The organism is Candidatus Accumulibacter propinquus (assembly GCF_056856495.1).
Genome location: NZ_JBSEHC010000003.1, coordinates 133754 through 149281 on the forward strand (window position 1 = coordinate 133754; position 15528 = coordinate 149281).

14 protein-coding genes and 1 tRNA gene are annotated in these 15528 nt (G+C 61.6%); 4 read left to right on the top strand and 11 right to left on the bottom strand.

Annotation, left to right across the window (positions count from 1 at the left end):
* Positions 1 to 10 precede the first annotated feature (10 nt).
* The 11 genes from nuoI to secG form a co-directional block, all read right to left on the bottom strand.
* Positions 11 to 499 (bottom strand): NADH-quinone oxidoreductase subunit NuoI, encoded by a 489-nt coding sequence (nuoI, locus tag AC15MQ_RS06805; RefSeq protein WP_287667174.1) that lies wholly within the window; start codon positions 497 to 499, stop codon positions 11 to 13.
* Between the two features lie 10 nt (positions 500 to 509).
* On the bottom strand, positions 510 to 1559 hold the full coding sequence (gene nuoH / locus AC15MQ_RS06810; protein WP_434735626.1) for an NADH-quinone oxidoreductase subunit NuoH: 1050 nt from the start codon (positions 1557 to 1559) through the stop codon (positions 510 to 512).
* Positions 1559 to 3886: an NADH-quinone oxidoreductase subunit NuoG gene (nuoG, locus tag AC15MQ_RS06815; RefSeq protein ID WP_483079723.1), complete on the bottom strand. Its 2328-nt coding sequence runs from the start codon at positions 3884 to 3886 to the stop codon at positions 1559 to 1561. Before nuoG ends, nuoH begins: the two co-directional genes overlap by 1 nt.
* Before the next feature lie 11 nt (positions 3887 to 3897).
* Positions 3898 to 5199 carry an NADH-quinone oxidoreductase subunit NuoF gene (gene nuoF / locus AC15MQ_RS06820; RefSeq protein ID WP_483080624.1) on the bottom strand — a complete coding sequence of 434 codons (1302 nt, stop codon included), beginning with the start codon at positions 5197 to 5199 and terminating at the stop codon, positions 3898 to 3900.
* Positions 5200 to 5225: 26 nt separating this feature from the next.
* Positions 5226 to 5699: an NADH-quinone oxidoreductase subunit NuoE gene (gene nuoE / locus AC15MQ_RS06825; protein WP_287654950.1), complete on the bottom strand. Its 474-nt coding sequence runs from the start codon at positions 5697 to 5699 to the stop codon at positions 5226 to 5228.
* Positions 5699 to 6952 (bottom strand): NADH-quinone oxidoreductase subunit D, encoded by a 1254-nt coding sequence (locus AC15MQ_RS06830; RefSeq protein WP_483079724.1) that lies wholly within the window; start codon positions 6950 to 6952, stop codon positions 5699 to 5701. Before AC15MQ_RS06830 ends, nuoE begins: the two co-directional genes overlap by 1 nt.
* Before the next feature lies 1 nt (position 6953).
* The gene (locus AC15MQ_RS06835) at positions 6954 to 7550 is read right to left on the bottom strand and encodes an NADH-quinone oxidoreductase subunit C (protein WP_287654952.1); all 597 of its coding nucleotides are present in this window, start codon (positions 7548 to 7550) and stop codon (positions 6954 to 6956) included.
* 23 nt (positions 7551 to 7573) lie between these two features.
* Complete coding sequence (locus AC15MQ_RS06840) at positions 7574 to 8050, bottom strand: NuoB/complex I 20 kDa subunit family protein (RefSeq protein WP_287654953.1); 477 nt, start codon at positions 8048 to 8050, stop codon at positions 7574 to 7576.
* 3 nt (positions 8051 to 8053) lie between these two features.
* Positions 8054 to 8428, bottom strand: a complete 375-nt coding sequence (gene ndhC, locus AC15MQ_RS06845) for an NADH-quinone oxidoreductase subunit A (protein WP_287654954.1) — start codon at positions 8426 to 8428, stop codon at positions 8054 to 8056.
* A gap of 65 nt (positions 8429 to 8493) precedes the next feature.
* Positions 8494 to 8578, bottom strand: a tRNA-Leu gene (locus AC15MQ_RS06850).
* A 67-nt stretch (positions 8579 to 8645) separates the two neighbouring features.
* Entirely contained in the window at positions 8646 to 9017 is a 372-nt protein-coding gene (gene secG / locus AC15MQ_RS06855) for a preprotein translocase subunit SecG (protein WP_350497231.1), read from the bottom strand.
* A 411-nt stretch (positions 9018 to 9428) separates the two neighbouring features.
* Here secG and AC15MQ_RS06860 point away from each other — a divergent pair, with 411 nt between their 5' ends.
* The 4 genes from AC15MQ_RS06860 (at position 9429) to AC15MQ_RS06875 (ending at position 15495) form a co-directional block, all read left to right on the top strand.
* A complete protein-coding gene (locus AC15MQ_RS06860) occupies positions 9429 to 10184 on the top strand; it encodes a fused MFS/spermidine synthase (RefSeq protein WP_287654955.1) in 756 nt (251 codons plus the stop codon).
* Between the two features lie 199 nt (positions 10185 to 10383).
* The gene (locus tag AC15MQ_RS06865) at positions 10384 to 12702 is read left to right on the top strand and encodes a cyanophycin metabolism-associated ABC transporter (protein ID WP_483079725.1); all 2319 of its coding nucleotides are present in this window, start codon (positions 10384 to 10386) and stop codon (positions 12700 to 12702) included.
* Entirely contained in the window at positions 12699 to 13172 is a 474-nt protein-coding gene (locus AC15MQ_RS06870; protein ID WP_287654957.1) for a cyanophycin metabolism-associated DUF1854 family protein, read from the top strand. The genes AC15MQ_RS06865 and AC15MQ_RS06870 overlap by 4 nt, the downstream gene beginning before the upstream one ends.
* Before the next feature lie 151 nt (positions 13173 to 13323).
* Entirely contained in the window at positions 13324 to 15495 is a 2172-nt protein-coding gene (locus tag AC15MQ_RS06875) for a cyanophycin synthetase (RefSeq protein WP_483079726.1), read from the top strand.
* Positions 15496 to 15528 lie beyond the last annotated feature (33 nt).

The window sequence follows — 15528 nt, forward strand, 5'->3', positions numbered from 1 at the left end:
TGTCGGCCTGTCAGCGGTATTTCGAGTCGAGTTCGCGGTCCGCAGCGATCTGATCTTCGTAGCGGTCACCATTGGCCAGCAACATCGGCTTGGTGTAATAGAGGTCGCCACGCGTTTCCCCGTGGTACTCGTAAATACGTGTTTCGACGATGGCATCGACCGGGCACGCCTCTTCACAGAAGCCGCAGAAGATGCATTTGGTCAGGTCGATGTCGTAGCGTGTGGTGCGCCGCGAACCGTCGTCGCGCTGATCCGATTCAATGGTAATGGCCAGCGCCGGACACACCGCCTCACACAACTTGCAGGCAATGCAGCGCTCCTCGCCATTCGGATAGCGCCGCAGCGCATGCAGACCGCGAAAGCGGAAGCTCTGCGGCGTCTTCTCTTCCGGATACTGTACGGTGATCTTGCGGGCGAACATGTAGCGCCCGGTCACCGACAGCCCCTTGAACAACTCCCTGAGCAGGAGGCTGTTGAAAATTTCCCTCATCGAACCCATGGCTAGCCTCTCACTTCCAGATGTTCAGCGGTGACATCATCCAGCCGCCGACGACGACCAGCCAGATCAGACACAGCGGGATGAACACTTTCCAGCCGAGACGCATGATCTGGTCGTAGCGATAGCGTGGAAATGTGGCACGGATCCAGAGGAAGACGAACAGCACGGCAGAAATCTTCAGGAACAGCCACAGGATGCCATCGGGCAGGAAGCCCACCGGCGACAGCCAACCGCCGAGGAACAACGTCGAGGTCAACGTCGACACCAGGATCATGTTGGCGTACTCGGCCAGGAAGAACACCGCGAAAGCCATTCCCGAGTACTCGACATGGAAGCCGACGATCTCCGATTCGCCTTCAGCGAGGTCGAAAGGCGCGCGGTTGGTCTCGGCGACGATGGCCACCAGATAGACGACGAACATCGGCAGCAGCGGCAACCAGTTCCAGGAGAGGAATCCGAGTCCGTGCTCGGCGAAATAGCCCCGCCCTTGACCCTTGACGATATCGCCGAGGTTGAGGCTGTTGGACACCATCAGTACCACGACCAGCGCCAGACCCATGGCCACTTCATAGGAAATCATCTGGGCCGCGGAACGCATGCCGCCGAGGAACGCGTATTTGGAGTTCGAAGCCCATCCGGAAAGGATGATGCCATACACACCGATCGAGGTAATCGACATGATGTAGAGCAGACTCGCGTTGACGTTCGCCAGCACCAGCGTGTCGTTGAACGGAATCACCGCCCAGGCGGCGAGTGCCGGCGCAAAGGCGAACATCGGGGCCAGCAGGAAGACACTCTTGTCCGACCCGGTGGGGATTACGACTTCCTTCAGCAGCAGTTTCAGGCCGTCGGCAATGGGCTGTATCAAACCCCAGGGACCGACCCGGTTGGGTCCGATCCGCACCTGCATCCAGCCGATGACCTTGCGCTCCCAGAATGTCAGGTATGCGACGGCGAGAAGCAGCGGCGCGATGATCAGAACGATCTTGAGAACGGTCCACACCAGTGGAAACAACGACCCGAAAAGGCCTTGCAACAATCCCTGCAGCGCATCGACCATCATGCACGCTCCACGTTGATGGCACCGAACATTTCACCGAGCGTAGCAGTCGACGCGTGGCCCGCGGCGACCCGCACACAACCTGCAGGAACGCTCTCGTCAACTCTGGCGGTGAGCACGGTTTCGCCATTCGCCTGCCTGAGACGCACCAGGGCGCCGTCCGTGACACCCAGGGTGGCCAAGGTCGGCGCACTCAAGCGTGCCGTCGGTGCAGCGGCATCGCGCGTCTTCTGCAGCGCGGGTGCGCGGCGAGCCAGAGCGTCGGCGAAGTGAATCGGCACATCGGCGATGCGTTGCAGGCCGCCAACCGTCACAGGCAATGCCAGGGGAACGCCGTTGAGAGCATTGCTCAGGCCGCCGGCGAAGCACTCACCTGAAGGGATGATTTCGTCTCGCACCTGCTCGCTTGACGCCTGGTCGAAACCCGGCAGGTTCAGCAGATTGCCGAGCACGCGCAGGACTTTCCACGCCGGGCGCGCATCGCCGAAGGGACGCACGACTCCGTTGAAACTCTGCGCGCGACCCTCGGTGTTGACGAAGGTCCCGGAAGTTTCGCTGAAAGGGGTAATCGGCAGCAGCACATCGGCGTACTCACGCACCGCGCCGTCGCTGAATGGGGTCAACGCAACGACCAGCGCTGCGGCTTTGAGCGCAGCCACCGCCTGTTGCGGATTGTGGCAGTCGAGGTCCGGTTCGACGCCGAGCAGGACGTAGGCCTTGCGGGGCTGCGCGAACATTTCGTAGGCATTGAGCGCCGTCGGCAGCGCCTTGGCAACGTAGCCCCCGACACTGTTGGCCGCTTCCCCGATAAATCCGCAACTGGCCCCGGTCAGGCGCGCGAGTTCAAGCGCCAGGGCGTGTAGTTGAGCTGCGTGCGGATGCTGCTCGGCGACATTCCCCAGGAAAATGGCGCTCTTTTCACCTTCGACCAGGCTCTTGGCGATGGCCTGGCTGCTTGCGCAGGGTTCCACCGAATCGAGACCCGCCGGCACGGCCTCGCTCCTGAGTTGCGCCGCAGACTTGACTACCGCGGCAAGGGCCAGCGGCAGGTCGGCCGGGGACACCGTCAACTGTGCGTGCAACCTGATCAGCGGATCGTCGCCACCGACAGACAGCAGGCTGACCTTTCCCCACTTCTTGCCGAGCTGACGCAGACGTTGCGCGAACAGTGGATGGTCCTTGCGCAGGAAACTGCCGACCACCAGAGCGCTGTCGAGGTCCTTGATTTCGGAGAGTCTGAGGCCCAGCCACGGCACGCCGGCAAGCTTGCCGTCAGTTGAAAAGTCGCGTCGCCGTGGACGAAAGTCAATGCTCCCTGACCCGAGGGCGCGAGTCATTTTCTGGAGCAGGTACAATTCCTCGAGGGTCGCATGCGGCGAGGCCAGGGACGCCAGCGAGTCGGCACCGCTGCTACCGACGACATCCTTGAGCGCATGCGAGACGTAATCGAGAGCAACGCTCCACTCAACCTCGCGCAGTGCGCCATCCACGCGGACCATCGGCTTGCCCAGGCGTGCCGGTGAATTGAGCGCCTCGTAGGAAAAGCGATCCTTGTCCGAGATCCAGCACTCGTTGACCTCTTCGTTGTCGCGCGGCAACACGCGCATGACCACATTGTTCTTGATCTGTACGGTCAGGTTGGCGCCGATGCTATCGTGCGGACTGATCGACCGACGCCGCGACAACTCCCAGCTGCGGGCAGAATAGCGGAAGGGCTTGGAAGTCAGCGCGCCAACCGGGCAAAGATCGATCATGTTGCCGGAAAGCTCGGAGTCGACTGAGCGACCGACAAAGGTCATGATCTCGGAGTGCATGTTGCGGCTGGCCATGCCCAGTTCCATGACGCCAGCGATCTCCTGTCCGAAGCGGACGCAACGCGTGCAGTGGATGCACCGCGCCATCTCCTGCATCGAGATCAGCGAACCCACATCCTTGTGAAAGACAACCCGCTTGTCTTCCTGAAAGCGTGAGGCACTACCACCATAACCCACGGCCAGATCCTGCAGTTGACACTCGCCCCCCTGATCACAGATCGGACAATCGAGTGGGTGATTGATCAGCAGAAACTCCATTACACCCTTCTGCGCCTTGATGGCCAGTTCGGAGTGCGTAAACACTTTCATGCCATTGGTCACTGGTGTGGCACAGGCGGGCAACGGCTTCGGCGCCTTCTCCACCTGCACCAGGCACATGCGGCAGTTGGCGGCGATCGAAAGCTTCTTGTGATAGCAGAAATGCGGGATATAGGCGCCGAGCTGCTGCGCAGCATCCATGATCGTGCTGCCGTCGGGCACTTGCGCCACCTTGCCGTCGATTTCGATTTCCATCGTCTCGTACCCTAAGCCGTTGCCGTAAAGAAGCCGCTGCCGGCGCGCTGGACATCAACGGGCACGAGGCACTTCCTGTGTTCGATGTGGTACGCGAATTCGTCGCGAAAATGCTTGATGAAGCTCTGGACCGGCATCGAGGCGGCATCGCCGAGCGCGCAAATGGTGCGACCCATGATGTTCGTGGTGACGCTCGCGAGCAGTTCGAGGTCATCGGAGCGCCCCCGCCCTCCTTCGATTCGCTGCACTACCTTGTACAGCCAACTCGTGCCTTCGCGACACGGTGTGCACTGTCCGCACGATTCTTCGTAGTAAAAGAACGACAGGCGCTCCAGCGCCTTGACCATGCAGGTCGTCTCGTCCATGACGATGACCGCACCCGACCCAAGCATGGAGCCCGCCTTGCTGATCGAGTCGTAGTCCATGGTACAGTCCATCATCGTGGCTGCCGGGACCACCGGCGCGGAAGAACCCCCCGGTATGCAGGCCTTCAGTTTCCGGCCCGCGCGCATGCCACCGGCCATTTCGAGCAGCGTCGCGAAAGGCGTGCCCAGCGGCACCTCGTAGTTGCCGGGCCGATTGACGTGGCCGGACACCGAAAAAAGCTTGGTCCCGCCATTGTTCGCCTTGCCGGCTTCGAGATAGCTCTCGCCGCCGAGATTCATGATGTAGGGGATGGAAGCAAAGGTCTCGGTATTGTTGATCGTCGTCGGCTTCCCGTAGAGGCCGAAAGAGGCGGGAAATGGCGGCTTGAACCGTGGTTGCCCCTTCTTGCCCTCAATCGATTCCAGCAACGCCGTTTCTTCGCCGCAGATGTAGGCCCCGTAACCGTGATGCGCAAAGAGCTCGAAGCTGAAACCCGAACCCAGCAGATCGTTGCCGATAAATCCCGCAGCCCGCGCTTCGTCCAGTGCTTCCTCGAAGCGCTGGTAGATTTCCCATACTTCACCGTGAATATAGTTGTATCCACGCCCGGCGCCCATCGCGTAGGCAGCGATGGCCATCCCCTCGATCACCGAGTGCGGGTTGTAGCGCAGGATGTCACGATCCTTGAAGGTTCCCGGCTCGCCCTCATCCGAATTGCACACCACGTACTTGTCGCCGGGAAACGAACGCGGCATGAAACTCCACTTGAGACCGGTCGGGAAACCGGCACCACCGCGGCCGCGCAGGACCGATTTCTTGACTTCGTTGATGACATCACCCTGCGACACCTTCTCTTCGAGAATGCGTCGCAGCGCCGTGTAGCCGCCGCGTTTGACGTAATCCGCGAGGCGCCAGGCGTTGTCGCCATCCAGGCCGACGCTGAGCATCGGGTTGATTGCACCGAGAATCGCCATTACTTGAGCTCCGCCAGCAGTTTGTCGATTTGCTCGGGCTGCATCCAACTGCACATGCGACGGTTATTGATGATCACCACCGGCGCGTCACCGCAGGCACCCATGCATTCGCTCTCCTTGAGCGTGATCAGGCCATCCGGCGTCGTTTCGTTATAACCGATTCCCAGCTTCTGCTTCAGATATTCCCCGGCATCGACGCCTCCGGAGAGCATGCACGGCAGATTGGTGCACACCGACACCTTGTACTTGCCGACCGGCCTGAGGTCATACATGTTGTAGAAGCTGGCCACTTCATAGGCGGCAATCGGCGCCATGCCGAGATAGTTGGCCACACTCTCGATGGCCTCGCTGGGTAGCCAGCCCTGCTCTTCCTGCGCGATCGCCAGAGCCGCCATCACCGCCGACTGTTTCTGGTCGGCCGGGTACTTGGCAATTTCGCGATCAATTCTCTTGAGGGATTCTGAAGTCAGCATCAGCGGTCTATCTCGCCAAAAACAACGTCCTGGGAACCAATGATCGTCACCACGTCGGCCAGCATGTGCCCACGCACCATTTCGTCCATTGCCGATAGGTGCACATAGCCAGGCGCGCGGATTTTCAGGCGATACGGCTTGTTGGCGCCGTCGGAGAGCAGATAGATGCCGAATTCCCCCTTCGGGTGCTCAACTGCCGAGTAGGCTTCGCCATCCGGCACGTGGATGCCTTCGGTACACAACTTGAAGTGGTGGATCAACTCTTCCATATTGGACTTCATGGCCTCGCGATCCGGCGGCGCCACCTTGTGATTGTCGGACATCACCGGGCCGGGGTTCTGGCGCAACCAGTCGATGCATTGCCGGACAATCCGGTTCGACTGCCGCATCTCTTCCATGCGCACCAGATAGCGATCGTAGGAGTCACCGGTGACCCCCACGGGGATATCGAAATCGAGCCGGTCATAGACTTCATAGGGCTGCTTCTTGCGCAGATCCCAGGCAATGCCGGAACCGCGCAGCATCGGGCCGCTAAAGCCGCGCTGCAATGCGCGCTCCGGCGAGACGATACCCACGTTCACCAGACGCTGTTTCCAGATCCGATTGTCGGTCAGGAGTGTTTCGTACTCGTCGAGCAGTTTCGGGAACCGACCGACGAAATCGTCAAGGAAATCGAGCAGGGAACCGCTGCGCGCCTCGTTGAAGGGCTTGATCTGCGCGGCACTCTTCCACTTCGATTCCTGGTACTGCGGCAGGCGGTCGGGCAGATCACGGTACACGCCACCCGGTCGGTAGTAGGCAGCGTGCATGCGCGCACCCGACACCGCTTCGTAGGCATCAACCAGGTCTTCGCGTTCACGGAAGGCGTAGAGCACCATCGTCATTGCCCCGACGTCGAGACCGTGGCAGCCGACCCAGAGCAAGTGATTGAGGATGCGTGTGATTTCGTCAAACATCACGCGAATGTACTGCGCGCGGATCGGCACCTCGATCTGCAAGAGCTTCTCGACTGCCAGACAATAAGCGTGCTCGTTGCACATCATCGAGACATAGTCAAGCCGGTCCATGTATGGCAAGGACTGGATCCAGGTCTTGTTCTCGGCGAGTTTCTCGGTAGCCCGGTGCAGCAGACCGATATGCGGATCGGCACGCATCACCACTTCGCCGTCAAGTTCGAGCACCATGCGCAGAACACCATGCGCGGCCGGGTGCTGCGGCCCGAAGTTCAAGGTGAAGTTGCGAAGTTCAGGCATGTTAGACGTTCCCGTAGGTCGCTTCGCGAACGATCCGCGGCGTGACTTCGCGGGGCTCAATGGTCACCGGCTGATAAATGACCCGCTGCTGCTCGGGGTCGTAACGCATTTCCACGTAGCCGGAGATCGGAAAATCCTTGCGGAACGGATGCCCGACGAAGCCGTAATCGGTAAGGATGCGGCGCAAGTCGTTGTGCCCCGGGAAAACGATGCCCAGCAGGTCAAAGGCCTCGCGCTCGAACCAGTTAACGCTGCTCCAGACCGAGGTAACCGACGGTAGCGAGGGGAAGTTGTCATCCATCGCAAAGCAACGCACACGCAGCCGCCAGTTGTGACTGATCGACAGCAGGTGACTGACCACCGCGAATCGCCCGCCCACCCGCTGTACGTTCCCGTACGTGGAATAATCGACACCACAAAGGTCGATCAATTCTTCGAAGGACAACTCGGGTTGATCACGGAGCGTCTGCATCACGACAAGATAGTCGGCGGCATCAACCTCGATGGTCACTTCACCGAGCGCCTCCTTCAGGGACTTCACTCGATCGCCGAGATGCTTTTGCAGGTTGTGACTAAGCGCTTCCAGCTTGGCGGACATGGCTCACTCTCGGTTGGTTTTGTTCAGCGGGCGATGGTGTTTGTACGGCGGATCTTGTTCTGCAACTGAATGAGCCCATAAATCAGCGCCTCGGCGGTCGGCGGACAACCGGGCACGTAGATATCGACGGGAACGATTCGGTCACAGCCACGCACCACAGAGTAAGCGTAGTGATAGTAGCCGCCGCCATTGGCGCAGGAACCCATCGAAACCACCCAGCGCGGCTCTGCCATCTGGTCGTAGACCTTGCGCAGGGCCGGGGCCATCTTGTTGGTCAGCGTGCCGGCAACGATCATCACGTCGGATTGACGAGGACTTGGGCGAAAAACGATGCCGAAGCGGTCCAGATCGTACCGCGAGCAACCCGCGTGAATCATCTCGATGGCGCAGCAGGCGAGCCCGAAACTCATTGGCCACATCGAACCCGTGCGGACATAGTTGATCAGCTTGTCAGCCGTGGTCGTGACGAAGCCTTCTTGCAGAATGCCTTCAATGCCCATCGCTCACTCCCAATCCAGAGCGCCCTTGGCCCAGGCATAGAGGTAGCCGACGACCAGGATGGCGATAAAAACCAGCATCTCGATGAAACCGAACCAGCGCACGGACTCGGTTTGCGCGATTTCCTTGAAGATCGTCGCCCAGGGCAACAGGAATGCCACTTCGAGGTCGAACAGGATAAAGATGATGGCGATCAGGTAGTAGCGCACATCGAACTTCATGCGCGCATCTTCGAAGGCTTCGAAGCCACACTCGTAAGGGGAAAGTTTTTCGCTGTCCGGGCGGTGCGGTGCAACCACCAGACCAGCCACGACGGGCGCAAAACCGAAAGCGACGCCAATCAGTATGAAGACAAATACCGGGAAATAGCTTTCCAGCATGATCCGCCCCACAAGCGCTTCAATTCACACTACAGACTGCAGCCACCCCACCCGGAGGGCTCCTCTGGTGCCGACGATGAGACTCGAACTCATACGACCGAAGTCACTACCCCCTCAAGATAGCGTGTATACCAATTTCACCACGTCGGCACTACCACAGACAGCAGACGAGTTGATCGAGGAGTTCTGCACTTCCCGCCCGCGCCTTCACAGCAAATTACCTGGGAATATCCTTCGCCTTCGAATCGGTGTCCGAAGGGCTTCCACCCTTGTCCACAGCGCCTACCGGCGAAGCTGGAACAGGCTCGGATTTTATCGCATCCTGCATCACACTGCCAGCCGTTTTTGGCTTGCTTGAAGCGATGTAGGCGAGCGACAGGCTGGTCACAAAGAAGACCGTAGCCAGGACCGCGGTAGCACGGCTCAGGAAATTCGCGGAACCGGTCGCCCCGAACAGGCTGCCGGAAGCGCCGCTACCGAAAGCCGCCCCCATGTCGGCCCCTTTTCCATGCTGCACGAGAACGAGACCGATGACGCCGATGGCGGCCAGAATGTGTACCACCAGAACCGCAGAAAAAAGATAGTCCATATTACCTCTTGGTCGACCAGCATGCGGCGGGTCGCCACCTCGACCAAGCCGAAAAACCGGTAGAGTATAGCCAGTTTGAACCGTGCTGGTCAATTCACGATCCGCTCCCGGCACCTTGATCACCGACATGGGAAGCTCTCGCAAGTAGCCGGGGCTGCCGTCGCCGCCTGCGGTAGAATGTCGGACACGGCCTGCTGACTGTAGGTAATGCCGCAGAGGGCGGAGAATGATCACGTGTCAATTTGGCCTGCACACTGCTTATCCCGCCGGCCTGCTCAGGCCGGCATGACACCACAGCGACTCCGCGGCCCCTTGCGAGCGGTTCGATACAGCCTCCTGGAACGAATCCGGAATGCGCTGCACGCACCAGACCTTCTGCGGCTCCTGCAACCACTGCTTCCCCACAACCTGATGGCAAACAACGCGATTGAAATCAGCGAGAAGGCCGGTGTGCGCTACCTGCATTTCTCGTCCGACTGGGTGCAGGGTGCGATGCGCATTCAGCGCCCCAATGCCCTGGAACTGCCGTATACCCGCGAAATGATGGCCGGCGTGTTGCTGCGTGACCCGCCCTGGCCGCGCCAGGCCTTGTTGATCGGGCTCGGCGCCGGATCACTGGCGAAGTTCATCTACCACCGGTTGCCGGCAACCAGGATCACCGTCATCGAGATCGATTCGCAGGTCGAGAGCGTCGCCCGGCTGCACTTCAAACTGCCCGACGATCCGCTGCGGCTACGCGTGTGCATCGCCGACGGTGCCGACTACATGCTCCAGGGCGACAGCCTGCATGACTACATACTGGTAGACGGCTTCGATCGCAACGCCCGCGCCGGTGTGCTCGACACACTGCCGTTCTACCAGGCCTGTCGTGCGCGCCTGAGCGACGGCGGACTGCTGGCAGTCAACCTGCTCGGGCGGGAACGCGGCTTCGCGGCGAGTGCCGAGAGAATCAGCAAGGCTTTCGACGGCCGTTCGCTGGTCTTTCCTTCATGTGACAGCGGCAATACCATCGCCTTCGCCACCGCCGGCGAACCCATCGACATCCCCTGCGTGGAATTGATCAACCGCGCCAGGCAGTACCTGAAAGACACCGGCCTCAACCTGTTGCCGACCGTCGCCCGGCTGCAACAGCAACACCATCTGAGCGACGACCGCCTGCGCCTCTGAACACGAATCAGGAGGCCCCGGTCGTGTTTGCCCGTCCCCGGCCGGATGCACTCTCGCCAGCAACCCCGACAGGGCATCAGGCATGACCCGATTGCGGCTGTATTACTGGCTGCGGTCGCAACGACGCCGTCGCGCAAGGACCGCCATGCCGGGGAGATGGCAGGTATACTTGCAGCCTTGTTGCAAGACCGGTCAAATCATGACGCAAGCTCATCCCTCCGCCACCGCTCGCGACACGCCGCCTGACGGATCGTCGGCACTTTTGCTGCCGGCCCACTGGCGGGCCCAACTGGATACGCAGCTCGCTGGCGACGAACGGATATTGGCCTGGCTCGAGATCGATCTCGACGCCAGGCTGCATTTTTCTTCCGGCGTGCTGGTGGTCACCAGCGAGCGCCTGCTGTCGGCCGAAGGCAAGTGCTGGACAAGCTGGACTTTTCGCCCAGGACTTTCCCTCAGCCGCCGCGATCATTCGGGTGTCGGAACGCTGGAACTGACGGATGCCGACCACCTCCTGGCGCATTGGCGCTACACGCTCGGTGCCGATGTTGCCGCCGGCCGGCTGGTCGACCACTTCACACGGCAACTTGCCTACCACGTCACCGGAGAACTGCCGCCCCCTTCGACAGTGGCACTCTGCCCGAAGTGCGAGACGCCGCTGCTGGCCGGACAGGAGGAGTGCCCGGCCTGCAGCAAGGAGATCCACGAGCCGCCGTCGACCTGGACGCTGCTGCGCCTGGGGCGGTTTGCCAGACCCTACAGAGGGCGCTTGCTGGCCGCCTTTGCGCTGTCCTTGCTGACCACGGCGGCAACGCTGGTGGCACCCTACCTGACGATGCCGCTGATGGACAAGGTGCTGATCCCCTACCAGAACGGCCAGCCCATCGACCCGCAACTGGTCGCGTTCTATCTTTCGGGCCTGCTCGGGTCGTCTCTTTTCGCCTGGGTGCTCGGTTGGGGACGCACTTACATTCTGGCGCTGGTATCGGAACGGATCGGCGCCGACCTGCGTACCACCACCTACGAGCACCTGCTCAAGCTCTCGCAGGAGTATTTTGGCGGCAAGCGAACCGGCGACCTGATGGCGCGCATCGGTTCGGAGACCGATCGCATCAACATCTTCATTTCACTGCACCTCCTGGATTTTGCCACCGACGTGCTGATGATCGTCATGACCACGGCGATTCTGGTGTCGATCGACCCCTGGCTGGCAGCGGTCACGCTGTTGCCGCTGCCGATCATCGGCTGGTTGATACACGTCGTGCGTGAGAAACTGCGCACCGGCTTCGAACGCGTAGACCGCATCTGGGCGGAAGTCACCAATGTCCTCGCCGATACGATTCCCGGCATCCGCGTGGTCAAGGCATTCGCACAGGAGAACCGCGAGGCGGCACGCTTCCGGGCGGCGAATGTGCGCAACCTGGATGTCAACGACCGCGTCAATAGGGTATGGTCGGTGTTCTCGCCGACCGTGACGCTGCTCACCGAAATCGGTTTGTTGATCGTCTGGGCCTTCGGAATCTGGCAGATCGCCAAGGACCAGATCACCGTTGGCGTATTGACCGCTTTCCTCGCCTATATCAGTCGCTTCTATCTTCGCCTGGACTCGATGAGCCGCATCGTCTCGGTCACGCAGAAGGCTGCGGCCGGCGCCAAGCGCATCTTCGACATTCTCGACCACGTCTCGAGCGTTCCCGAACCGATGCACCCGGTGCACCTGCCGAAGGTTTCGGGGCGCATCGAATTGCGCGGCGTCGGCTTCCGCTATGGCACGCGCAGCGTCACCCGCGACATCAACATCGTCATCAAGCCCGGTGAAATGGTCGGCCTGGTCGGACACAGCGGTTCCGGAAAGAGCACCCTGGTCAACCTGATCTGCCGCTTCTACGACGTCACCGAAGGCGCCATCCTGATCGATGGTGTCGATATCCGGTCGTTGCCGGTTGCCGAATACCGCAAGCACATCGGGCTGGTACTGCAGGAACCCTTCCTGTTCTTCGGAACCATTGCCGAGAATATCGCCTATGGCAAACCCGATGCGACACATGCGGAGATCGTCGCCGCGGCGCGCGCCGCGCACGCCCACGAATTCATCCTTCGACTGCCGCACGGCTACGACTCGCTGGTCGGCGAACGCGGGCAGGCACTTTCAGGCGGTGAACGACAGCGGATCTCGATCTCCCGCGCGCTGCTGATCGACCCGCGCATCCTGATCCTCGACGAGGCGACCTCGTCGGTCGACACCACCACCGAGAAGGAAATCCAGAAGGCACTCGACAACCTGGTCCGAGGACGTACGACGATTGCCATTGCGCACCGCCTGTCCACGCTGCGTGACGCCAATCGACTGGTCGTCCTCGACCGTGGCAGTGTCGTCGAGGTCGGCAGCCACGACGAACTGATGGCTAGCGAGGGTCATTACTACCGCCTGTATCAGGCGCAGGCCCGCAACGTCGACACCGAAGACGAACTGCGTCGGATGGAACTCGCCCGACACGACGAGGATGACCGACAATGACCATCGCCCCCGCCTACCAATTACGCCGTAACGCCTTCGGCAAGCTCGAATTCATCGGCTCCGACGGCGAAATCCATGCCGGTGTGGTACCCGTGCGGGCTTTTCCGATCACCGCCCCCGACGACGGCATCGGCCTGGTAGACCCTTACGGCCACGAACTGGCGTGGATCGACCGGCTCGACGCACTACCAGACCATCTGCGCATCCTTGTTGAGTCGGAACTCGCCCAGCGCGAGTTCATGCCCGAAATCACGCGCATCGTCGGGGTGGCGAGTTTCGCCACCCCGAGCACCTGGCAGGTCGAGACCGACCGCGGTGCCGCGAGTTTCGTCCTGAAGGGCGAGGAAGACATTCGCCGCCTCACCTCGCCGGCGCTGTTGATCGCTGACAGCCACGGCATCCACTTCCTGATCCGCGACCGCTATGCCCTCGATCAGTACAGCCGACGGATCCTGGACCGCTTCCTGTGACGAACCCCGGAGCAATCCGCTTGCCCGGCGGTCAGCCGATTGACGCAGCCGGCGTTATTCCCGAGATAATCCGGGCCGGGCCGGTACTCCGATGGCCTTCCGCCTGTCCCGCGCCGCCGCGCGCCAACCTTCCCGTGCCTGGACTGACGCCATGAAAAGCAAAGACATCAAGTTCCTCGAGATCCGCTACCTCCGCGGCCCAAACATCTGGACTTACCGTCCGGTCATCGAAGCGCTGGTCGATATCGGCGAACTCGAGGACTTTCCCTCCAATACCATCCCGGGTTTCTACGAACGGCTCACCGCGCTGTTGCCATCGCTGGTCGAGCACCGCTGCAGCTACGGAGAGCGCGGCGGCTTCCTGCGGCGCGTCGAGGAAGGCACCTGGGCGGCGCACATGCTCGAACACGTCACCCTTGAACTGCAGAACCTCGCCGGTATGCCCGGCGGGTTCGGCAAGGCGCGGGAAACGTCGACGCGCGGCGTATACCGGGTGGTGGTGCGCGCCTGGCATGAGGATGTCACACGCTCCTGTCTCTATGCGGGACGCGACCTGCTGCTGGCCGCCATCAAGGACCAGACCTTCGACGTTGCCGGCACAGTCGAACGACTGGCCGACATGGCCGAACGCAAGCTCCTTGGTCCGAGCACGGGCTGCATCGTCGAAGCCGCAACCGCCAAAGACCGTCGCATTCCGGCGATTCGTCTGCTGGCCACCGGCAACCTCGTGCAGCTCGGCTACGGCGCCCGCAGCCGGCGCATCTGGACTGCCGAAACCGACCGTACCAGCGCGATTGCCGAAGGGATCTCGCGCGACAAGGATCTCACCAAGACGCTCCTCAAATCCTGTGGCGTACCGGTTCCTGAGGGACGCCTGGTCGATAGTGCCGAGGATGCCTGGGATGCGGCCGAAGACATCGGCTTGCCGGTGGTCGTCAAACCATCGGACGGCAACCACGCGCGCGGCGTGTTCACCAATCTGATGGCCCGCGAAGAGGTCGAGTCGGCCTATGCGGCGGCGGTCGTCGAAGGCAGCGGCGTCATCGTCGAACGTTACGTGCGCGGCTCGGAACATCGACTGCTGATCGTTGGCGGCAAACTCGCTGCGGCCGCGCGTGGCGAAACCGCCAAGGTCGTCGGCGATGGCCGGTCAACGATCGACGAACTGATCGATAGCCAGATCAACTCCGACCCGCGACGCGGCGCCGCCGAGGAATTCCCGCTCGATATCATTGCCCTCGCCGACAACCCGGTTGCTCGGCTCGAAGTCTCGCGCCAGGGATTCGCCCCGGACTCGGTCCCGGCGGCCGGTCGTGAGGTCCTGATCGTCCGCAGCGGCAATCATACGGACGACGTCACGGATCTGGTACACCCGGAAACTGCAGCCACCGCCTCGCTCGCCGCACGTATCGTCGGACTCGACATCGCCGGGGTGGATCTGGTCTGCGAAGACATTTCGCAGCCTCTCGACGGGCAACGCGGCGGCATTGTCGAAGTTAACGCCGGTCCCGGCCTGCTGATGCACCTCAAGCCCGAGACCGGCCAGCCACGCCCGGTCGGTCGCGCCATCGTCGATGAACTCTTCCCCAACGGCGACGACGGACGTATCCCGGTGGTGGGCGTGACCGGCAGCTTCGGCAAGACGACCGTCGCCCGTCTGATCGCCAGCCTCCTGACCCTGTCCGGCAGGCACACGGGGCTGGCCAGCAGCGACGGATTGTTCGTGCATCGGCGTTGTATCGCGCAGGGCGACAACGCCAACTGGGGAGGCGCCCACCGGCTGCTGATGAATCGCGCCGTCGAAGCCGCCGTTTTCGAGAACGGGACCGACAGCATCCTCAGCGAAGGCCTGGCCTATGATCGCTGTCAGGTGGGCGTGATCACCAACGTCGAGGCGGCCAGGCATTTCGGGCGCTACCACGTCGAAACGCCGGAACAGGTGTTCACCGTGCTGCGCACGCAGGTCGATCTGGTATTGCCCACGGGTGCCGCGGTACTTAATGCAAGCCAGCCGATGCTGGTCGAGATCGCGCCCTTGTGCGACGGCGAGGTGATCTTCTTTGGCCTGGACGACGCTCTGCCCACCCTTGTCGAACACCTGGCCCAGGGCAAACGGGCGGTATTCGTACGCAACGAGCGGGTCGTACTGGCCAACGGCGCCAACGAAACGGAGATCGCCAGCCTGAAGGGCATCCCGCTGACCAACGGTGGGCGCACCGATTACCAGATCGAGAATGTCCTTGCCGCCAGCGGCGCCGCGTGGGCGCTGGGCATCGGACCAGAAATCATACGTACCGGGCTGCAGACGTTCACCATCGCCTGAGTCGTGGACCGCAACGAGCCAGCGCCACCAACC